Source organism: Klebsiella sp. HMSC25G12 (assembly GCF_001807705.1).
GTDB lineage: Bacteria > Pseudomonadota > Gammaproteobacteria > Enterobacterales > Enterobacteriaceae > Klebsiella > Klebsiella variicola.
The window spans coordinates 127,276-147,301 of sequence record NZ_KV789804.1; the positions used below are offsets into that span (position 1 = coordinate 127,276).

The following is a 20,026-nucleotide window of genomic DNA, read 5'->3' on the forward strand; positions in this document are numbered from 1 at the left end:
GTAACAGTTACGCCTATCCTGACGAAAAAAGGGGGAAAAGAGAAGTCCTGAGGCGGACAGAAGAAGATTCTGTCCGCATAAGCGCAAATATTGTTAAGAATTTAGCGCGCGGGCCACGGCCTCGCGGGCACCGTGCGTCGCCAGTTGCTGCCAGGCGGCGCGGATCCCGGCGACAAACTGCGCGTTGTGCGGCAGGTCGCGGCCAAATATTACCTCCAGACCCAGTAGCGCATCGACGCGCTGCTGCTCATCGCTCTGCGCCACCCGCTGCTGGATCTTGTCGACCAGCGGATCGCGCACGTCGATCGTCTGACCCGCGTCGTCCGTACCACTGACGTAGCGCATCCAGCCGGCAACGCCGAGGGCCAGCAGCGGCCAGCGGCTGCCGCGCTCAAGATGTACGCGGATGCCGTCGAGCATGCGCTGGGGCAGTTTCTGGCTGCCGTCCATGGCGATTTGCCAGGTGCGGTGTTTGAGCGCCGGATTACTGAAGCGGTCGATGAGGCTGTCGGCATAGGCCTCGAGATCGACGCCGGTAATGGTCAGCGTCGGAGCCTGTTCGTCAAGCATCAGCTGGCGAGCGGCGCGGCGGAAAACGTTATCCTGCATGCAGTCGCTGACGTGCGCATGACCTGCCAGATAGCCAAGCCAGGCGAGAAAAGAGTGGCTGCCGTTGAGCATCCGCAGCTTCATTTGCTCCCAGGGCAGCACGTCGTCGGTCATCTGCACGCCGGCCGTCTCCCAGGCCGGTCGTCCGGCGACGAAGTGGTCTTCGACCACCCACTGAATGAAGGGTTCGCAGCTGATGGCGCAGGGATCGTCGACCCCCAGCACGGCGGCGATTTCCGCCAGCGACTCGGCGGTGGCCGCAGGAACAATGCGATCCACCATGGTGCCCGGGAAGCTGACATTATCGGCGATCCAGTTCGCCAGCGCCGGGCTGCGTTTTTCCGCCATACCGAGGACGGCATTTTTCACCACGTGGCCGTTGTCGGGAATGTTATCGCAGGAGAGCACGGTAAAGGGCGGCAGGCCCCGTTCCCGGCGGCGGGCCAGCGCTTCCACTAAAATACCGGGAGCCGACTGCGGTAGCGTCGGATTTTCCAGATCGTGAACGATACGCGGATGCGTCGGATCCAGCTTGCCGGTCGCCGGATCGATGCAATAGCCTTTTTCGGTGATGGTCAGCGAGACAATCGCCACCTGCGGCTCGCAAAATTTTTCGATAATTGCCGCCAGCGAATCGAGCCTGGCGTTCAGGCATTCGTGCACTGCGCCGATCACGATGGGCTGGTTACCGTCGGCGCCTTTTTCCAGCACGGTAAACAGGTGGTCCTGTTCGCGAAGCTGGCTCATCAGCGTATCGCCGCTGAACAGACTGATTTCGCAGATCCCCCAGTCGCCGCCGACGTTATTCAGCACGCGATCGGTCAGCAGCGCCTGGTGCGCGCGATGAAACGCGCCAAAGCCGAAATGGACAATACGCGAGCGGAGCTGGCTGCGATCGTACTGAGGACGTTGCACGTTTTCCGGTAGCGTAGCGGTTGCAATTGTTGTCATTCTTTACACACCTGTTTAACTGCTTATTAACAATGCCAGTCTAAAGTTATATGACAGGAAATTAAATTGGTAAGCCGAAATTATCCGCTGACTGTGAGCTGGATCAATCAATGCGCCGGCACTGTTTGCAGCCTGAGAAGAAACATGTATGGTAGTCGTCATGAGTGTCGCCATTATTGGTATAACAACTTTTGTGAGGGCATAGCGATGGAACAAACCTGGCGGTGGTATGGGCCGAACGATCCGGTATCGCTTGATGATGTACGGCAGGCAGGGGCGACCGGCGTCGTGACTGCGCTGCACCATATTGCAAACGGTCAGGTCTGGCCGGTAGAGGAGATTAAAGCGCGTCAGGCGCTGTTAGCGGCAAAAGGGCTGACCTGGTCGGTCGTCGAGAGCATTCCGGTGCATGAGGATATTAAAACCCATAGCGGGCAGTATGCGACCTGGATTGCCAACTATCAGCAGAGTATCCGCAACCTCGCGGCCTGCGGCATCGATACCGTATGCTACAACTTTATGCCGATCCTCGACTGGACGCGCACCGATCTGGAATATGAGCTGCCGGACGGTTCCCGGGCGCTGCGTTTCGATCAGATCGCCTTCGCCGCCTTTGAACTGCATATCCTCAAACGCCCGGGCGCGGAAGGAGATTACAGCGAAGAAGAGCAGCGTCAGGCTGAGGTTTATTTCAAGGCGATGAGCGAAGCGGACATCGAGAAACTGACCCGCAATATCATCGCCGGCCTGCCGGGAGCGGAAGAGGGTTACACTCTTGACCAGTTCCGCGCGCGCCTGGCGGAATATGACCACATTGATAAAGCGCAGCTGCGCGAGAATATGGCCTACTTCCTGCGGGCTATCGTGCCGGTGTGCGAAGAGGTAGGCATCCGCCTGGCGGTGCATCCGGACGATCCGCCGCGGCCGATCCTTGGCCTGCCGCGTATCGTGTCGACCATCGAAGATATGCAGTGGCTGAAAGAGACAGTGGACAGCATCAATAATGGCTTCACCATGTGTACGGGATCGTATGGCGTCCGCGCCGATAACGATCTGGTGAAGATGGTGGAGACCTTTGGCGATCGCATCCATTTCACCCATCTGCGATCTACCTGTCGTGAAGCGAACCCGAAAACCTTCCACGAGGCGGCGCACCTTAGCGGCGACGTCAATATGGTGGCGGTGGTGGATGCGATTCTGCGTGAAGAGCAGCGGCGTAAGCAGGCTGGCGATCTGCGCCCGATCCCGTTCCGTCCGGATCATGGTCATCAGATGCTTGACGATCTGCGCAAGAAAACCAACCCAGGCTATTCGGCGATTGGCCGTCTCAAGGGGATGGCGGAAGTGCGTGGCGTCGAGCTGGCGCTGAAAATGACCAAATACCCTGAACTGCTGTAATCGCGGTAACAGGGATAATAAAAGGGACAGCCAGCGGCTGTCCCTTTTTACTGTCGGGGCGTCACAGAGGATTAATCCGCGCGGCCCATATAGCGGCACTCTTCGATATGAATGCGAATTTTCTCACCGGTAGTCAGGTATTCCGGCACCTGAATCACCAGGCCGGTGCTCATGGTGGCTGGCTTGGTGCGGGAGCTGGCGGACGCCCCTTTAATACCCGGCGCGGTTTCGATAATTTCCAGGTCAACAGTCTGCGGCAGCTCCAGGGCCAGCAGCTGGCCGTCCCAGGTCAGCACCTGCATATCCGGCATCCCGCCTTCCGGAATAAACTGCAGCTCTTCTTCGATCTGCTCTTTGGTAAAGGTGTAAGGGGTATAGTCTTCTTTATCCATGAACACGTATTCGTTGCCATCGACATAGGAGAAGTCAACGAAACGGCGGGTCAGGGTCACGGTATCGACGATATCGTCACCTTTGAAGCGCTCTTCCACTTTCAGGCCGGTACGCACATCGGAGAAGCGCATTTTATACAGTGTCGCAGCACCACGGGCGCTGGGTGACTGAATATCAATATTTTTCACAATCAGCAGCTTGCCGTTGTAATTCAGCACCATACCTTTTTTAATTTCATTCGCTCTTGGCATTGCAGTAATCCTGTCACTTAACGAGTCAAAAATATCGCGTAAAACTACTCGCGCCCGCGCCTTCAGGCAAGCGGAATTCGCGAGTTTTGCTATCTTCTGGCAAAACGTTTAGGCTGTGGCACAAAATGAGCGTTTGGGAGCTGGGTTGTGGAATGTCGTACCGATTGTGGCGCATGTTGCATCGCTCCCTCTATATCATCGCCAATACCCGGAATGCCGCAGGGCAAGCCCGCCAATACCCGCTGTATTCAGCTTTCCGAGCACAACTTGTGCCTGATTTTCGGCTCCCCTCTGCGCCCGAAGGTGTGCGCCAGCCTGCAGCCCTCGCCCGAGATGTGCTTCACCCACCGCGATGACGCCATCACCTGGCTGCTGGATCTTGAGCTGGCCACCGCGCCCTGAGCTTAAAGCAGCAGATGAGACAGGTTTTTGATATGGGCGCTGAGGCCGTCGAGTAGCGCCTGTACGCGCAGGGGGAGAATGTCCCGCCGCTGGAAGATAAGCCAGGCCTGCAGGTCGATACAGCGCTCCTTTTTCAGGCAGGGAACCAGCTGTCCCGCCGCCAGCTCGGTGGCAAGTGAATAGTAGGGCGCATAGACGATCCCCATCCCCAGCTTCGCCAGCTCCACCGCCGGTAGCGTGTTATCGCAAACGAATCCCCCCTTTACCGTGAGATTAAGCGGTTCGCCGTTTTTGCTTTTGAAGGTCCAGACATTGTCGCTGCCGCCCAACATGCGCAGGGTAATGCACTCATGATCCACCAGCGCCTCCGGCTCGGCGATAGGATGTTGCGCCAGATAGTCCGGAGAGGCGAAGACGCCGGTGCGAAAGCGGGTAAAGGGGCGGGCGATGAGATTTTCATTCTGTGGCTTAAAGGGGCTTATCAGCAGATCGCAGTCGCTATTGAAGATGGCGCCGTATTTCTGTTCCCGCTCGCTGGCGTTGCGGGTGACCAGATTGATCTGTAGCTCTGGCAGGGTTTTTCTCAGTGCCGGCAGAATATAGCGCCCGAGAAACTGGTGGATGCCAATGGGCGCCCCAAGGGTGACCACGCCCTGCAGCGTGTTCTTATAACGGTCGGCGAGGTTGATAAGCTGCTCATGTTGCTCAAGGACGGCGCGGCTGGCGTGAATAAACTGCTCGCCGAACTCGGTGCGCACCAGTTCTCGGGCGGCGCGCAGGAAAATGGCCAGACCGACTTTCCGCTCCACGCTGGTCAGCGTCCGCGAAACGTTAGACTGGGGCATATTCAGGCGCTGGGCCGCCCGGCTGACGCTGGCGGTTTCGGCGATAGCGCAGATGATCCTCAGCTCATCCATTTTAAAGTCTTTCAACATCTTATCGCTGCCTGATATCTGTGGTATATCAAAAATGATATACCAGTTTGGCGGAATTGCCATGTGATTTATTGATCAGCTAAACGTATGATGACCTTTGCGTTGAACAGTCCGTTGTTTAAGGAAAATTGTGCGTTTTATCGCTTCTTTTGTGGTCCTCGACGTCATTAAAAATAACGATCTTCCCGCTGGCTTACTGAGTGTATATGCACCATGCTGCTTAATTATTTTGCTTTGTTTGTATTAATACTGGTTTTTCTCATATTATTTTATGGAGTGATTATTATCCACGATATTCCCTATCATATCGCGCAAAAACGGCAGCACCCCCATCAGGACGCGATTCATGTGGCGGGCTGGATAAGCCTGTTTACCCTGCATGCTATCTGGCCTTTTCTGTGGATCTGGGCCACCTTGTACCGCCCTGACCGCGGGTGGGGGATGGCTTCGCAGACCGAGGATAGTCTGCAACGCGAGGAACTGGAGCAACGTATCGCATTACTCGAAGCGGCGTTAAAAAACAGCCAGCAGGCGTCAGCGGGGAATAAAGATAAATAATATGGATCTGTTAATTATCCTTTGCTATGTCGCCATCGCCTGGGGTGTTTTTAAGATATTTCGCATTCCAGTAAATAAATGGACAATACCCACTGCCATATTAGGCGGAATAGTGGTCGTAGGCGCGTTAATATTAACGATGAACTATAACCATCCCTATACGCTGCGGGCGCAAAAAATTGTCGTTTCTATTCCGATGGTGCCTCAGGTCTCAGGCGAGGTGGTTGAGGTTACGACTAAAACCAACGTGTTAATGAAGAAGGGCGAACTGCTGTTCCGCATCGATGACACCCGCTACCGCGCGCGGTTGAACAAACTGCAGGCCGATCTGGCGGCCGAGGAGGCGACGCTGCGGGCGAAGCAGGCGACCATTGACGATGCCAGCGCCAGAGTGCAGCAGGCGCAGGCCGAGTACGATCGTGTTACCCGTGACTACCAGCGTTATGCACAGGGGGCGGCCATGCCGGTCAATCCTTTCTCGGAACAGGATGTGACTCACGCCAGGCAGCAGGTGCAGATCCAGACGGCGGTATTGCAGGCGGCGAAAGCGCAATTACAAAACGCCAGAGAGCAGGTGTCTGGCCGCTATAACGGGCTTGATGCCAACATTGCCAGTCTGAAATCGCAGATCCTCGAGGCGGAGTATAATCTGGCGCAAACTGTGGTTCGTGCGCCGAGCGATGGCTACGTTACCCAGCTATTGGCGCGGCCGGGGATGACCGCGGTACGTCTGCCCTTCAAGCCGGTGCTGGTGTTTATTCCCCAGCAAAAGCGCCAGGTGGTGGCGGTATTCCGCCAGAACTCGGTTCTGCGTCTGACGGCCGGGGATAGCGCGGAGGTGGTGTTTAATGGTCTGCCGGGCAGCGTCTATAGCGGTAAGGTATCGCGGGTGCTGCCGGCGATCCCGAATGGCAGCTATCAGGCCAGCGGTGCGCTGCAGGGGCTGAGCGCCGGGGCAGGAAAAGAGGGCATCTATGTGCTGATCGACCTCGATCCCCACCCGGAAGTGGAACATTTACCGGACGGGGTCAGTGCGCAGGCGGCGGTTTATACCGATTATTTTGCCCATGTGTCGATTATGCGCAAAGTCCTGCTACGAATGACCAGCTGGCTGCATTACCTCTATCTGGATCATTAATCAGGATGGCCCGGTCGAGGCCGGGCCGTCTTGCCTACACGTCCCTGATCCGCCACAGGCAGACCTGAGCGGTGATACCCATGACCAGCGCTATCCAGAACACTGCGTGATAGCTCCAGATCTCCGCTACTACCCCCGCCAGTGAACCGGCGATGATCCAGCCGACGCGGGTGGTATTGGTGTAGAGGGTAGTGGCCGCGCCCGCTTGCCCCGGCATCAGATCCTGGAAATAGAGCATGCCGATCCCGGCGAGGATCCCGATATAGACGGCGTTCAGCACCTGCATCGCCAGCAGCAGCGCCGGCGTATGCACCGTCAACATGCCCACGTAAAACAACACACCGGCCACTGCCGAAAGGCGCATCAGAAAGCGTTTACCAAAGCGCCGGGCATAATAACCGGCAATCAGCATGGTAGGAATTTCCAGTCCGGCCGCGGTGCCCATCATCAGCCCGGCCAGCTTCTCCGGCAGATGCAGCTCATTAATGATAAACAGCGGCATATTAATGATGTACAGGCTGTTGGTGCCCCACATCAGCGTGCAGATGCTAAACAGCAGCAGCGCATCGCGGCGGTGCGTGCGCGGGGCTTCCAGCCGGCCCGTCGCCACCGCCGCCGCTTTATGCATGCTGGGTAAGAACAGCCAGACCATGATCCCGCAGACGATAAACGCCGCCGCAGCGCTGAGATACATTGCGGTAAAACCAAACCCCATCGCCAGGGCGTAGGCCAGCGGGGGACCAATCACCCATGCCAGGGAGACCTGGGCGCGCAAAATGGAGCTGAACATCACCGCTTCGCGACCGGTCTTGTCGGCGTGCTCGCGCGCGAGGGCGAACATCTGCGGGTTGGCGGTCGAGCCAAAGCTACTAAGGAAGACGCCGATAAACAGCAAAATGAAGTAGTTCCGGTTCCAGGCAAACAGCAGGCAGGCCAGCACCCCCAGCAGGCAGCAGACGACAATCAGCTGTTTGCGATCGCCCCGGCGGTCGGAGCGGCCAGCGAGGAACTGGCTGACCAGAATGCCAATGACGGCGCTACCGGTAAAAAAGAAGCCGACCATCGCCGGGCGGACGTGCACTTCGTTGGTCAAAAAGAGGCTCAGGGTTGGGGTTTGCAACGCCCCGGCAATGCCTGTCAGAAAGGCGACGATCAAGAATGCTGAAGAGGTTACATCGAACCCGCGTCGGGGAAGAGCGGCGCTACGGTTTTGCATGTTCGGTTTTCTGTAGTTTCAGGAGACGGCGCGGAGTTTACGCCTGCTGGCTGAAAATAAACAGTAGTATGGCACGAATAATTAAAAAGGCGTTTCAAAATATAAGGTTCAGCAAAAAGCTGACATTTGCGGTGGTCGATAGCAAAGGCTTCAGCAAAAGTGTGCAGTACCTCTAAGTTCTGCAATCAAGTCGCTGACGTACCTTGCGCGTTGAGCAAGAAAGGTACAAAATTCTTGAAACGTTTCAGCGTCATTCGACAATCCGTTCCCCGTCAGATGGCGCCTTTTTTCTCAAGTTAGCTGAAACGATTCAATTCAGCAGGAGAGGAGAACCATGTTCCAGTTATCTGTGCAGGATATTCATCCCGGCCAGCAGGCCGGTAATAAAGAAGAGGCCATCCGGCAGGTCGCCGCCGCGCTGGTCAGCGCCGGCAACGTGGCTGATGGCTACGTGAACGGTATGCTGGCTCGCGAGCAGCAGACCTCGACCTTCCTCGGCAACGGGATTGCGATCCCGCACGGCACGACGGACACCCGTGACCAGGTGCTGAAGACCGGCGTCCAGGTATTTCAGTTCCCGCAGGGCGTCACCTGGGGCGAAGGGCAGACCGCCTATGTGGCGATCGGGATTGCCGCCAGCTCAGATGAACACCTTGGCCTGCTGCGTCAGCTGACCCATGTGCTAAGCGATGACGCGGTAGCCGCGCAGCTGCAGTCCGCCACCACCGCGGAAGAGCTGCGTGCGCTGCTGATGGGGGAAAAACAGAGCGAAGCGCTGAAGCTGGACAACGAGACCCTCAGCCTCGACGTGGCGGCCAGCGATCTGCTGACCCTGCAGGCGCTGAACGCGGCGCGACTGAAAGAAGTGGGTGCCGCTGACACGGCATTCGTAAGCCACGCTATCAACGATACGCCGCTGAACCTCGGTCAGGGCGTCTGGCTGAACGACAGTGCGGAAGGCAATCTGCGCAGCGCCGTAGCGGTCAGCCGCGCGGCTAATGCCTTTACCCGCGACGATCAGCCGGTTTCCCTGCTGGTCACGGTGGCGATGGCCGATGAGCAGCCGACTGCGGTGCTGAACCGCCTGAGCAAGCTGCTGCTGGATAAGAAAGCTGACCGTTTGCTGAAAGCCGACGCCGCCACCGTGCTGGCGCTGCTGACCAGCGACGATGCCATTGCGGAAGACGTGCTGAGCGCCGAATTCGTGGTGCGCAATGAGCACGGCCTGCATGCCCGACCGGGCACCATGCTGGTCAATACGATTAAACAATTCTCCAGCGACATCACCGTCACCAACCTCGACGGTTCCGGCAAGCCGGCCAACGGTCGCAGCCTGATGAAGGTCGTGGCGCTGGGTGTGAAAAAAGGTCACCGTCTGCGTTTCACCGCGCAGGGTGAGGATGCGCAACAAGCGCTGGATGCGATTGGCGAAGCGATCGCCGCAGGCCTTGGGGAGGGCGCATAAATGAGCAGACGTGTAGCAACGATTACGTTAAACCCGGCGTACGATCTGGTGGGGTTCACCCCGGAGATTGAACGCGGTGAAGTGAACCTGGTGCGCACCACCGGCCTGCATGCCGCCGGGAAAGGCATCAACGTGGCGAAAGTGCTGAAAGATCTCGGCATTGATGTCACCGTCGGCGGCTTCCTGGGCAAAGACAACCAGGATGGCTTTCAGCAGCTGTTCAGCGAGCTGGGGATCGCCAACCGTTTCCAGGTGGTGCAGGGCCGGACCCGCATCAACGTTAAGCTGACGGAAAAAGATGGCGAAGTGACGGATTTCAACTTCTCCGGCTTTGAAGTCACCCCGGGCGACTGGGAACGCTTCGTCAACGACTCCCTGAGCTGGCTCGGGCAGTTCGATATGGTCTGCGTCAGCGGCAGCCTGCCGTCCGGCGTCAGCCCGGAGGCCTTCACCGACTGGATGACCCGTCTGCGCAGCCAGTGCCCATGCATTATTTTCGACAGCAGCCGCGAAGCGCTGGTTGCCGGACTGAAAGCGGCGCCGTGGCTGGTGAAACCGAACCGTCGCGAGCTGGAAATCTGGGCCGGGCGTAAGCTGCCGGAGATGAAAGATGTTATCGAAGCCGCCCATGCGCTGCGCGAGCAGGGTATCGCCCACGTGGTGATTTCCCTGGGTGAAGAGGGCGCGCTGTGGGTGAACGCCTCCGGTGAGTGGATTGCCAAACCGCCTTCAGTGGAAGTGGTCAGCACCGTCGGCGCCGGCGATTCGATGGTTGGCGGCCTGATTTACGGCCTGCTGATGCGTGAATCCAGCGAGCATACCCTGCGCCTGGCGACTGCCGTCGCTGCCCTGGCCGTCAGCCAGAGCAACGTGGGTATTACCGACCGTACCCAGTTGGCCGCGATGATGGCGCGCGTCGACTTACAACCCTTTAATTGACAGCAGGAGAGGCATAATGAAAACGCTGCTGATTATTGATGCCGGACTCGGACAGGCGCGCGCCTATATGGCGAAAACCCTGCTGGGAGCGGCAGCGCCTAAAGCGCACCTTGAACTGATTGATAACCCGAACGACGCCGAACTGGTGATTGTGCTGGGCGCGGCGCTGCCCACCGACAGCGCGCTGAACGGCAAACAGGTCTACCTCGGCGATATTAATCGCGCCGTGGCGCACCCGGAGCTGTTCCTCAGCGAAGCCAAAGGTCACGCAACGCCGTACGCGGCCCCTGCCGCTGCGGCAGTCCCGGCGGCTACCGGCGGACCGAAACGTATTGTCGCGGTCACGGCCTGCCCGACCGGCGTTGCTCATACCTTTATGGCGGCAGAAGCCATCGAAACCGAAGCCAAAAAACGCGGCTGGTGGGTGAAGGTGGAAACCCGCGGCTCCGTCGGGGCTGGCAATGCCATCACCCCGGAAGAGGTGGCCGAGGCGGATCTGGTGATCGTCGCTGCCGATATCGAGGTGGACCTGGCGAAATTCGCCGGTAAGCCAATGTATCGCACCACCACCGGTCTGGCGCTGAAGAAAACCGCCCAGGAGCTGGATAAAGCGGTGGCCGAAGCCAAACCGTACCAGCCGTCCGGTAAACCTCAGGCTGCTGGCGAAGGGAAAAAAGAGTCGGCGGGCGCCTACCGCCACCTGCTGACCGGCGTCTCCTACATGCTGCCGATGGTGGTGGCCGGGGGCCTGTGTATTGCGCTCTCCTTTGCCTTCGGGATCAAAGCGTTTGAAGTGAAAGACACCCTGGCGGCGGCGCTGATGCAGATCGGCGGCGGCTCGGCCTTCGCGCTGATGGTACCGGTGCTGGCAGGCTTTATCGCCTTCTCCATTGCCGACCGTCCGGGCCTGACCCCGGGTCTTATCGGCGGTATGCTGGCGGTCAGCGGCGGCTCCGGCTTTATTGGCGGGATCATTGCTGGTTTCCTTGCCGGTTACGTGGCGAAAGCCATCAGCACGAAGCTGAAACTGCCGCAGAGTATGGAAGCGTTGAAGCCAATCCTGATCATTCCGCTGGTCTCCAGCCTGATCGTGGGTCTGGCGATGATCTACCTGATCGGTAAACCGGTAGCCGGTATTCTCGCCTGGCTGACCCACTGGCTGCAAACCATGGGCACCGCGAACGCGGTTCTGTTAGGCGCAATCCTCGGCGCGATGATGTGTACCGACATGGGCGGGCCAGTGAATAAAGCGGCTTATGCCTTTGGCGTGGGCCTGCTGAGTACCCAGACCTACGCGCCGATGGCGGCGATCATGGCGGCCGGTATGGTGCCTCCGCTGGCGATGGGTATCGCGACGCTGGTTGCCCGCAATAAGTTCGACAAAGGGCAGCGTGAAGGGGGGAAAGCCGCGTTGGTTCTCGGCCTGTGCTTTATCTCTGAAGGGGCAATTCCTTTTGCCGCCCGTGACCCGATGCGCGTGCTGCCTTGCTGCATCGTCGGCGGCGCGGTAACCGGCGCAATCTCGATGGCGATTGGCGCGAAACTGATGGCGCCGCACGGCGGTCTGTTTGTCCTGCTGATCCCGGGAGCGATTACGCCGGTGCTGGGCTACCTGCTGGCGATTGTTGCCGGGACGCTGGTGGCGGGCCTCTCCTACGCGGTGCTGAAACGCCCGGAAGCGCAGGTAGTGGACGTCGAAAAAGCGGCATAATCTTACCGTAATAAAAAAGGGCCGATTGTTCGGCCCTTTTTTGTCTCTGTTTTACGCCACTTCGGCGATCTGCTGCGCCCGCAGCCAGGCAATCTCTTCCGCCCAGATATCCGGGTTGATGGTTTCCAGAATCAGTGGAATGCCGTCGAAGCGGCTGTCCTGCATGATCCAGCGGAAGCAGTCGTGGCCAATGTTGCCTTCGCCAAGGCTATGGTGACGGTCAACGCGGCTGCCAAACGTACTCTTGGCATCATTCAGGTGCATGCCGCGCAGATACTGGAAGCCGACGATACGCTCGAAGTCGGCAAAGGTCTTCTCGCAGGCTTCGGCGCTGCGCAGGTCATAGCCGGCGGCGAACGCGTGGCAGGTATCGATGCAGACGCCGACGCGGGATTTATCTTCCACGCCGTCGATAATCGCCGCGAGGTGCTCGAACTTAAAGCCGAGGTTGCTGCCCTGGCCGGCGGTATTTTCGATAACCGCAGTAACGCCTTCGGTCTTCGCCAGCGCGATATTGATCGATTCGGCGATGCGCGCCAGGCACGCCTCCTCCGGGATCTGCTGCAGATGACTGCCGGGGTGGAAGTTGAGCAGCGTCAGCCCCAGCTGCTGGCAGCGGGTCATCTCATCAATGAAGGCATCACGGGATTTTTCCAGCGCCTCTTCCACCGGATGGCCGAGGTTAATCAGGTAGCTGTCGTGCGGCAGGATCTGCCCGGGGCCAAAGTGATACTTTTCGCAGGCGGCTTTGAATTCGGCGATGGTTTCGTCGCTGAGCGGCGCGGCGCGCCACTGGCGCTGGTTTTTGGTGAAGAGGGCGAAGGCGGTTGCTTCGATTTCGGCGGCGCGAATGGCGGCATTGGCCAGTCCACCTGAGGCGCTCACGTGCGCTCCTACGTATTTCATAAAAAAACTCCAGTTAAAGCCGCTGGGGGGTGGGTAATGATAGCGGCTTAACTGGAGAAAGATGTAGTGCTTTATGCCATCAGGCTGTGGATAGCGACGTTAATGACCCCGCCGCCGACAATCAACCAGACGAACAGCATCAGCGCCATCAGCAGCGGTTTCGCCCCGGCTTTTTTCAGCGCGCTGACGTGAGTGGTAACCCCGAGGGCGGCCATTGCCATCGCCAGCAGAACGGTATCCAGCGTCACCAGCATATCCACCACGGCTTTCGGCAGCAGATGGAAGGAGTTAAACACCGCCACCAGGATGAACATAATCGCGAACCATGGAATGGTGATTTTGCTTTTCTCGCCGTTGCCTGCCGGGGTCAGCTGTTTAACACGCGCCGCCAGGAACAGCAGGAACGGAGCCAGCATCATGACGCGCAGCATTTTGGCGATAACCGCCGCGTTCTCGGCGTCCGGGCTGACCGCATGGCCGGCGGCAACCACCTGCGCCACTTCATGCATGGTGGAACCCATATAGATCCCGTAGGTCTCCGGAGTAAACCAGTGCGCCAGCAGCGGGTACATCGCCGGGTAGAGGAAGATGGCGATGGTACCGAAGATAACCACCGTGGCGACGGCGACCGTCACTTTACTGGCTTCGGCTTTGACCACCGGTTCGGTGGCGAGCACAGCCGCCGCGCCGCAGATGCTGCTGCCGGCGCCGATCAGCCAGCTGGTGTGTTTGTCGAGACCAAACACTTTCTGGCCAAGGAAGCAGGCGATGAAAAAGGTACTGGAGAGCGTCAGAACGTCAATCAAAATACCGCTCACGCCGACGTCGGCAATCTGGGCGAACGTCAGGCGGAAGCCGTAGAGGATGATCCCCAGGCGCAGCAGGTGCTGCTTGGCGAAGATCACCCCGCCGTCGCAGGGCTGCCAGATTTTCGGGTAGACCGTGTTGCCGACGACCATCCCGAACAGGATAGCGAGGGTCAGGGCGCTAAAGCCTGCGCCGGCGATGGCCGGGAAACTCCCGGCCCACAGGGCGGCGCCGGTCAGCGCGGCGGTCAGCGCCAGGCCTGGGACAAAATGCCACAGGGAACGATGTTTGGTGGGTAAAGTGAGTGCTGTCATAACCTTCTCCTTTGTCTGCCTAAAGGTTACGCCGCGCGCGGTTAAATATAAAATTGATTATATGTTTATAATCAATCGTAATAAGTGGTTAAGGACCGCATCGTCGCTGACAAGGGGGCAGGGGAGCGATGCGGCGAAAGCGGGGTGGTTTCCCGGCAAGACGATGATTTTGTGACATAAGCGGATTTTCCTTCCTTCAGCCGCCTCGATTTGTGTCACCATAGTAAGGAAGGTTATTCAGGTTGGATTACTAAACGGGTGGGTTATGCATATTACGCTGCGGCAGCTGGAAGTGTTCGCCGAAGTCCATAAGAGTGGGTCAACCACTCAGGCGTCACAGATGCTGGCGCTTTCGCAATCTGCGGTCAGCGCCGCGCTGACCGATCTGGAAGGGCAGCTCGGCGTGCAGCTGTTTGACCGCGTCGGTAAACGACTGGTGGTGAATGAGCACGGACGGCTGCTGTACCCGCGTGCGCTGGCGCTGCTGGAGCGGGCGCTGGAGATCGAACAGCTGTTTCGCGGCGATAACGGGGCGATCCGGGTCTACGCCAGCAGCACCATCGGCAACTATATTATGCCGGAGATCATCGCCCGTTATCGCCATGACTTCCCGGAACTGCCGGTGGAATTGAGCGTCGGCAACAGCCTGGATGTGATCAACGCCGTCGCCGACCTGCGGGTGGATTTCGGTCTGATTGAGGGGCCGTGCCATGCCGCCGACATCATTGCCGAGCCGTGGCTGGAAGATGAGCTGGTGGTGTTTGCTGCGCCTGATTCGCCGCTGCTGGCGGGGGAGGTGACCCTGCAGCAACTGGCTGAGGCGCCGTGGATCCTGCGCGAGCATGGGTCCGGTACCCGGGAGATTGTCGATTATGTACTGCTGTCGCATCTGCCGGCGTTTCATATGGGCATGGAGCTGGGCAATTCGGAGGCGATCAAGCACGCCGTCCGGCATGGCTTGGGCATCAGCTGTTTATCGCGCCGGGTGATTGCCGAACAGCTGGCCTCGGGCACGCTGGCGGAGCTGAAAGTGCCATTGCCCCGGCTGACGCGCACGCTGTGGCGCATCCATCATCGGCAGAAGCATATTTCCAAAGCATTACAACGTTTTCTGCAATATTGCCAGGTGTAGCACCCGGTTTTTACGCCTCATAACGGGGGAATTCGCTGGCAATTCCGCAGGTTAGTGCTTTACTAATAATTTGCGGGCGATCATGAAGCTCTCTTATAACTTTGCATTTGTACCGGATGGAACCCCGATCGTCTGCTACAATCGCGCCTCATTTTTTGGATGGATAGCATTATCACATGGTTTCGGAAACTAAAACCACAGAAGCGCCCACGCTACGTCGTGAACTGAAGGCGCGCCACTTGACCATGATCGCCATTGGCGGTTCCATCGGTACGGGTCTTTTTGTTGCCTCTGGCGCAACCATTTCGCAAGCAGGTCCCGGCGGGGCGCTGCTGTCTTATATTCTGATCGGTTTGATGGTCTATTTCCTGATGACCAGCCTGGGCGAGCTGGCGGCGTTTATGCCGGTGTCCGGTTCCTTCGCCACCTACGGCCAGAATTATGTTGAAGAAGGCTTCGGCTTCGCGCTGGGCTGGAACTACTGGTACAACTGGGCGGTGACGATCGCCGTTGACCTCGTGGCTTCGCAACTGGTGATGAGCTACTGGTTCCCTGATACCCCGGGCTGGATCTGGAGCGCCTTGTTCCTTGGCATTATGTTCCTGCTGAACTGGATCTCGGTGCGCGGCTTTGGCGAGGCGGAATACTGGTTCTCGCTGATCAAAGTCGCCACCGTCATTATCTTTATTATTGTCGGCGTGATGATGATTGTCGGCATCTTCAAAGGGTCGCAGCCCACTGGCTGGAGCAACTGGGGGATCGCGGATGCGCCATTCGCCGGTGGTTTCTCGGCGATGATCGGCGTGGCGATGATTGTCGGCTTCTCCTTCCAGGGCACTGAGCTTATCGGCATCGCGGCCGGTGAGTCTGAGGATCCGGAGAAGAACATCCCGCGCGCGGTGCGCCAGGTCTTCTGGCGTATCCTGCTGTTCTACGTTTTCGCCATTCTGATTATCAGCCTGATCATTCCGTACACCGACCCGAGCCTGCTGCGCAACGATGTGAAGGATATCTCCGTCAGCCCGTTCACGCTGGTCTTCCAGCATGCTGGTCTGCTGTCGGCGGCGGCGATCATGAACGCGGTTATTCTGACTGCCGTTCTGTCGGCCGGTAACTCCGGGATGTACGCTTCCACGCGTATGCTGTACACCCTGGCCTGCGACGGCAAAGCGCCGCGTATTTTCTCGAAGCTGTCGCGTGGCGGCGTGCCGCGCAACGCGCTGTACGCGACCACTGTTATCGCGGCGCTGTGCTTCCTGACGTCCATGTTCGGCAACCAGACGGTGTACCTGTGGCTGCTGAACACCTCCGGGATGACCGGCTTTATCGCCTGGCTGGGGATTGCGATCAGCCACTATCGTTTCCGTCGTGGCTACGTCATGCAGGGTAACGATATTAATAATCTGCCGTATCGTTCCGGGTTCTTCCCGCTGGGGCCGATCTTCGCTTTCGTGCTGTGCCTGATCATCACCCTCGGACAGAACTACGAAGCGTTCCTCAAGGACACCATTGACTGGGGCGGCGTGGCGGCGACCTACATCGGTATTCCGCTGTTCCTCGTCATCTGGTTTGGTTACAAGCTGGCGAAAGGCACCCGCTTTGTTCGCTACAGCGAAATGACCTTCCCGGACCGCTTTAAGCGTTAATCTTCGCAATTGTGCGATAAAAGCCCTCTGAAAAGAGGGCTTTTTTTATGTCCGCACGGTTACAGCTTGACACAATTCTTCATAATTATATTGATAATCGTAATCATTATCTTTATCATTTTCGCCCATTACGGATGAAGCCACTCCCCGTCTCTGCCATTGGGTCAGACTGACATCGGGCGACCAGCCACATCGACGAGAAAACAGCGCGAGCATGCCGCCGACAGAGCGACAGGCCGCCAGCGCGTGTGAGCAGCACCTTTTTGTTTGGTTGTACACCTCATGGAGATTTGGAATGTTCAGGTTAAACCCTTTTATCCGGGCGGGATTGTCTGCGTCCGTCGTATCATTGGCGTTTCCGGCTCTCGCCGATGTAAATGAAGAAACGCTGGTGGTGACCGCCTCGGCCACTGAACAGAGCGTCAAAGACGCGCCGGCGAGCATCAGCGTCATCACCCAGCAGGATTTACAACGTAAGCCCGTCCAGAACCTGAAAGACGTACTGCGCGATGTCCCTGGGGTCCAGCTCACTAACGAAGGGGATAACCGCAAGGGCGTCAGCATTCGCGGTCTGAGCAGCAGCTATACCCTGATCCTCGTCGACGGGAAACGCGTCAACTCCCGCAACGCCGTCTTCCGCCACAATGACTTCGACCTGAACTGGATCCCGGTGGATGCCATCGAACGTATCGAGGTGGTGCGCGGCCCGATGTCCTCCCTTTACGGTTCCGATGCGCTCGGCGGCGTGGTCAACATTATTACCAAAAAAATCGGCCAGAAATGGACCGGGACGCTGAGCGCCGATACCACCATTCAGGAACACCGCGATCGCGGCGATACCTGGAACGGTCAGTTCTTCACCAGCGGTCCGCTGATCGACGGCGTGCTCGGGATGAAGGCCTACGGCAGCCTGGCAAAACGCGCTAAGGACGATCCGCAGTCTTCCAGCAGCGCCACCGGCGAGACGCCGCGCATCGAGGGCTTCACCAGCCGCGATGGCAATGTTGAATTCGCCTGGACGCCGGGCGAAAACCATGATTTTACGGCGGGCTATGGCTTTGACCGTCAGGATCGTGATTCCGATTCCCTTGACCGCAACCGCCTTGAGCGTGAGAACTACTCCCTGAGCCATAATGGCCGCTGGGATATGGGTAACAGCGAGCTCAAGTTCTACGGCGAAAAGGTGGATAACAAAAATCCGGGGCAGAACGGGACCATCACCTCGGAAAGCAATGCCATCGACGGCAAGTATGTCCTGCCGCTGGACATGATTAACCAGCTGGTGACCTTCGGCGGCGAATGGCGCCACGATAAACTCAAAGATCCGGTCAACCTGAGCAGTGGCGGCCAGTCGACCTCCGCCAGTCAGTACGCCCTGTTTATCGAAGACGAATGGCGCATCATCGAGCCGCTGGCGCTGACCACCGGCATTCGTATGGACGACCATCAGACCTATGGCGATCACTGGAGCCCACGTGCCTATCTGGTGTATAACGCCACCGATACCGTCACCGTCAAAGGCGGCTGGGCGACGGCGTTTAAAGCCCCGTCGCTGCTGCAGCTTAACCCCGACTGGACCACCAACTCCTGCCGCGGGTCGTGCAGCATCATCGGTAACCCGGACCTGAAACCGGAAACCAGTGAAAGTTTCGAGCTCGGTCTCTACTACCGTGGGGAAGAGGGCTGGCTGCAGGATGTTGAAGGCAGCATCACCACCTTCCAGAATAATGTCGACGATATGATCGATGTTCTGCGCACCTCCAGCGCCAGCGAAGCGCCGGGCTACCCGAACTTTGTCGGCTGGAAAACCGTCAACGGCAAGCGCGTGCCGATCTTCCGCTATTTCAACGTCAACAAAGCCCGCATCAAAGGGGTGGAGACGGAGGTGAAGATCCCGTTTGGCGATGAGTGGAAGCTGACGATGAACTACACCTATAACGATGGCCGCGATCTGAGCAATGGCGGCGACAAACCGCTGCAGACGCTGCCGTTCCATACCGCCAACGGCACGCTTGACTGGAAACCGCTGGACGACTGGTCCTTCTACGTGACGGCCAACTATACCGGCCAGCAACGCGCGGTAAGCGCCACCGGCAAAACGCCGGGCGGCTACACCCTGTTTGACGTTGGCGCGGCATGGCAGGTGACCAAAAACGTGAAACTGCGCTCCGGGGTGCAGAACGTGGGTGATAAAGATCTGAGCCGGGACGACTACAGCTATACCGAAGAGGGCCGTCGCTACTTTATGGCGGTGGATTATCGCTTCTGATCGTCGGCACTAAAACGTGGCCTGCGGGCCTGAGCATGCGCCGCGAAGCTGCTTCGCGGCGCAGTGGCGTTTAGGCAAAGAGATGCTGCGCATGGAAGCGCAGATGGTCTTCAATAAACGAGGCAATGAAGTAATAGCTGTGGTCGTAGCCAGGCTGGATACGCAGCGTTAACGGCCAGGCCTTCTGGCGGGCGGTTTCCGCCAGTACGGCCGGCTGTAATTGCCCGGCGAGGAACGGATCGTTATCGCCCTGGTCGATCAGCGTCGGCACGGCGTCAGCCGGCTGGCTGGCCTGCATCAGCGCGCAGCTGTCCCACGACTGCCATGTCGATTCATCCGCGCCCAGATAGGCGGTAAACGCTTTCTTGCCCCACGGCACCTGGCCGGGATTGACGATCGGCGCAAAGGCGGAGACGCTGGCGTAGCGGCCCGGATTTTTGAGCGCCATTACCAGCGCGCCGTGACCGCCCATCGAATGGCCGCTGATGGCGCAGCGTTCGCCGACGCTAAACTCGCTACGGATCAGCGCGGGCAGTTCATCGCGCAGATAATCATACATCCGATAGTGCGCTGCCCACGGCGCCTCGGTGGCATTCAGGTAGAAGCCGGCGCCTTGCCCCAGATCGTATCCATCATCGTTGGCGACCTCATCACCGCGTGGGCTGGTATCCGGCATCACCAGCGCGATGCCCAGCTCAGCGGCAATGCGCTGGGCGCCCGCCTTGGTGGTAAAGTTTTCGTCGTTACAGGTCAGCCCGGACAGCCAGTACAGTACCGGCGGCGGCGTTTCGCGCTCAGGCGGTAAAAAAATGCTGAACGTCATGGCGCAGTTCAGGACAGGGGAGTGATGACGCCAGCGTTGTTGCCGACCGTCAAAACAGCGATGCTCTTCAAGCAGTTCCATGCAAGGCTCCTCGAAAGGGGGGTGCGCGTAAACGTTCATAATACAGATATTTCATTAGCCGGTGAGTAACTTTCACTTTCTC

The 20,026-nt window shown here is 58.4% G+C and carries 17 protein-coding genes; 10 read left to right on the forward strand and 7 right to left on the reverse strand.

Going from position 1 to position 20,026, the window contains the following annotated elements; all coding sequences use genetic code 11:
* Positions 1 to 93: 93 nt before the first annotated feature.
* Positions 94 to 1,560 carry a mannitol dehydrogenase family protein gene (locus tag HMPREF3096_RS03185; protein ID WP_049162199.1) on the reverse strand — a complete coding sequence of 489 codons (1,467 nt, stop codon included), beginning with the start codon at positions 1,558 to 1,560 and terminating at the stop codon, positions 94 to 96.
* 207 nt (positions 1,561 to 1,767) lie between these two features.
* Between HMPREF3096_RS03185 and uxuA the strand changes: the two genes are divergently transcribed.
* A complete protein-coding gene (gene uxuA, locus HMPREF3096_RS03190; protein ID WP_016161555.1) occupies positions 1,768 to 2,958 on the forward strand; it encodes a mannonate dehydratase in 1,191 nt (396 codons plus the stop codon).
* 71 nt (positions 2,959 to 3,029) lie between these two features.
* Here uxuA and yeiP read toward each other — a convergent pair whose 3' ends face one another.
* Positions 3,030 to 3,602 carry an elongation factor P-like protein YeiP gene (gene yeiP, locus HMPREF3096_RS03195; protein WP_002912951.1) on the reverse strand — a complete coding sequence of 191 codons (573 nt, stop codon included), beginning with the start codon at positions 3,600 to 3,602 and terminating at the stop codon, positions 3,030 to 3,032.
* 147 nt (positions 3,603 to 3,749) lie between these two features.
* Here yeiP and HMPREF3096_RS03200 point away from each other — a divergent pair, with 147 nt between their 5' ends.
* Positions 3,750 to 4,004 carry a YkgJ family cysteine cluster protein gene (locus HMPREF3096_RS03200; protein ID WP_008804013.1) on the forward strand — a complete coding sequence of 85 codons (255 nt, stop codon included), beginning with the start codon at positions 3,750 to 3,752 and terminating at the stop codon, positions 4,002 to 4,004.
* 2 nt (positions 4,005 to 4,006) lie between these two features.
* Here HMPREF3096_RS03200 and HMPREF3096_RS03205 read toward each other — a convergent pair whose 3' ends face one another.
* The gene (locus HMPREF3096_RS03205) at positions 4,007 to 4,939 is read right to left on the reverse strand and encodes a LysR family transcriptional regulator (RefSeq protein WP_070544292.1); all 933 of its coding nucleotides are present in this window, start codon (positions 4,937 to 4,939) and stop codon (positions 4,007 to 4,009) included.
* A 213-nt stretch (positions 4,940 to 5,152) separates the two neighbouring features.
* On the opposite strand from HMPREF3096_RS03205, the gene HMPREF3096_RS03210 reads away from it, so the two are divergent.
* Positions 5,153 to 5,497 carry a DUF3302 domain-containing protein gene (locus HMPREF3096_RS03210; RefSeq protein ID WP_016161554.1) on the forward strand — a complete coding sequence of 115 codons (345 nt, stop codon included), beginning with the start codon at positions 5,153 to 5,155 and terminating at the stop codon, positions 5,495 to 5,497.
* A gap of 1 nt (position 5,498) precedes the next feature.
* Entirely contained in the window at positions 5,499 to 6,635 is a 1,137-nt protein-coding gene (locus tag HMPREF3096_RS03215) for an HlyD family secretion protein (protein WP_070544294.1), read from the forward strand.
* Positions 6,636 to 6,669: 34 nt separating this feature from the next.
* On the opposite strand, the gene setB is transcribed toward HMPREF3096_RS03215, so the two are convergent.
* The gene (setB, locus tag HMPREF3096_RS03220) at positions 6,670 to 7,851 is read right to left on the reverse strand and encodes a sugar efflux transporter SetB (RefSeq protein WP_008804017.1); all 1,182 of its coding nucleotides are present in this window, start codon (positions 7,849 to 7,851) and stop codon (positions 6,670 to 6,672) included.
* Between the two features lie 334 nt (positions 7,852 to 8,185).
* On the opposite strand from setB, the gene fruB reads away from it, so the two are divergent.
* The 3 genes from fruB to fruA are packed head-to-tail and all read left to right on the forward strand — an operon-like array spanning position 8,186 to position 11,966.
* Positions 8,186 to 9,316, forward strand: a complete 1,131-nt coding sequence (fruB, locus tag HMPREF3096_RS03225) for a fused PTS fructose transporter subunit IIA/HPr protein (protein WP_008804018.1) — start codon at positions 8,186 to 8,188, stop codon at positions 9,314 to 9,316.
* On the forward strand, positions 9,317 to 10,255 hold the full coding sequence (fruK, locus tag HMPREF3096_RS03230) for a 1-phosphofructokinase (protein ID WP_004103928.1): 939 nt from the start codon (positions 9,317 to 9,319) through the stop codon (positions 10,253 to 10,255).
* A 16-nt stretch (positions 10,256 to 10,271) separates the two neighbouring features.
* Positions 10,272 to 11,966 (forward strand): PTS fructose transporter subunit IIBC, encoded by a 1,695-nt coding sequence (fruA, locus tag HMPREF3096_RS03235; RefSeq protein ID WP_012541027.1) that lies wholly within the window; start codon positions 10,272 to 10,274, stop codon positions 11,964 to 11,966.
* 51 nt (positions 11,967 to 12,017) lie between these two features.
* Here the strand turns inward: fruA and nfo are convergent, their stop codons facing one another.
* Positions 12,018 to 12,872 (reverse strand): deoxyribonuclease IV, encoded by an 855-nt coding sequence (nfo, locus tag HMPREF3096_RS03240; protein ID WP_012967549.1) that lies wholly within the window; start codon positions 12,870 to 12,872, stop codon positions 12,018 to 12,020.
* Between the two features lie 71 nt (positions 12,873 to 12,943).
* On the reverse strand, positions 12,944 to 13,993 hold the full coding sequence (locus HMPREF3096_RS03245) for a YeiH family protein (RefSeq protein ID WP_002912935.1): 1,050 nt from the start codon (positions 13,991 to 13,993) through the stop codon (positions 12,944 to 12,946).
* A 265-nt stretch (positions 13,994 to 14,258) separates the two neighbouring features.
* Between HMPREF3096_RS03245 and yieE the strand changes: the two genes are divergently transcribed.
* The 3 genes from yieE (at position 14,259) to cirA (ending at position 19,040) form a co-directional block, all read left to right on the forward strand.
* Positions 14,259 to 15,125, forward strand: a complete 867-nt coding sequence (gene yieE, locus HMPREF3096_RS03250; RefSeq protein WP_008804021.1) for a DNA-binding transcriptional regulator YeiE — start codon at positions 14,259 to 14,261, stop codon at positions 15,123 to 15,125.
* A gap of 176 nt (positions 15,126 to 15,301) precedes the next feature.
* Positions 15,302 to 16,771: an amino acid permease gene (locus tag HMPREF3096_RS03255; protein WP_008804022.1), complete on the forward strand. Its 1,470-nt coding sequence runs from the start codon at positions 15,302 to 15,304 to the stop codon at positions 16,769 to 16,771.
* Between the two features lie 295 nt (positions 16,772 to 17,066).
* Positions 17,067 to 19,040, forward strand: coding sequence for a catecholate siderophore receptor CirA (cirA, locus tag HMPREF3096_RS03260; protein WP_016161549.1), 1,974 nt, complete (start codon positions 17,067 to 17,069; stop codon positions 19,038 to 19,040).
* A gap of 70 nt (positions 19,041 to 19,110) precedes the next feature.
* Here the strand turns inward: cirA and fghA are convergent, their stop codons facing one another.
* A complete protein-coding gene (gene fghA / locus HMPREF3096_RS03265) occupies positions 19,111 to 19,944 on the reverse strand; it encodes an S-formylglutathione hydrolase (RefSeq protein ID WP_008804024.1) in 834 nt (277 codons plus the stop codon).
* Between the last annotated feature and the right edge of the window lie 82 nt (positions 19,945 to 20,026).

Coding starts and splice junctions, on each gene's coding strand:
- HMPREF3096_RS03185 (WP_049162199.1), bottom strand. CDS start 1,560: ATGACAACAATTGCAACCGCTACGCTACCGGAAAACGTGCAACGTCCT.
- uxuA (WP_016161555.1), top strand. CDS start 1,768: ATGGAACAAACCTGGCGGTGGTATGGGCCGAACGATCCGGTATCGCTT.
- yeiP (WP_002912951.1), bottom strand. CDS start 3,602: ATGCCAAGAGCGAATGAAATTAAAAAAGGTATGGTGCTGAATTACAAC.
- HMPREF3096_RS03205 (WP_070544292.1), bottom strand. CDS start 4,939: ATGTTGAAAGACTTTAAAATGGATGAGCTGAGGATCATCTGCGCTATC.
- HMPREF3096_RS03210 (WP_016161554.1), top strand. CDS start 5,153: ATGCTGCTTAATTATTTTGCTTTGTTTGTATTAATACTGGTTTTTCTC.
- HMPREF3096_RS03215 (WP_070544294.1), top strand. CDS start 5,499: ATGGATCTGTTAATTATCCTTTGCTATGTCGCCATCGCCTGGGGTGTT.
- setB (WP_008804017.1), bottom strand. CDS start 7,851: ATGCAAAACCGTAGCGCCGCTCTTCCCCGACGCGGGTTCGATGTAACC.
- fruB (WP_008804018.1), top strand. CDS start 8,186: ATGTTCCAGTTATCTGTGCAGGATATTCATCCCGGCCAGCAGGCCGGT.
- fruK (WP_004103928.1), top strand. CDS start 9,317: ATGAGCAGACGTGTAGCAACGATTACGTTAAACCCGGCGTACGATCTG.
- fruA (WP_012541027.1), top strand. CDS start 10,272: ATGAAAACGCTGCTGATTATTGATGCCGGACTCGGACAGGCGCGCGCC.
- nfo (WP_012967549.1), bottom strand. CDS start 12,872: ATGAAATACGTAGGAGCGCACGTGAGCGCCTCAGGTGGACTGGCCAAT.
- HMPREF3096_RS03245 (WP_002912935.1), bottom strand. CDS start 13,993: ATGACAGCACTCACTTTACCCACCAAACATCGTTCCCTGTGGCATTTT.
- yieE (WP_008804021.1), top strand. CDS start 14,259: ATGCATATTACGCTGCGGCAGCTGGAAGTGTTCGCCGAAGTCCATAAG.
- HMPREF3096_RS03255 (WP_008804022.1), top strand. CDS start 15,302: ATGGTTTCGGAAACTAAAACCACAGAAGCGCCCACGCTACGTCGTGAA.
- cirA (WP_016161549.1), top strand. CDS start 17,067: ATGTTCAGGTTAAACCCTTTTATCCGGGCGGGATTGTCTGCGTCCGTC.
- fghA (WP_008804024.1), bottom strand. CDS start 19,944: ATGGAACTGCTTGAAGAGCATCGCTGTTTTGACGGTCGGCAACAACGC.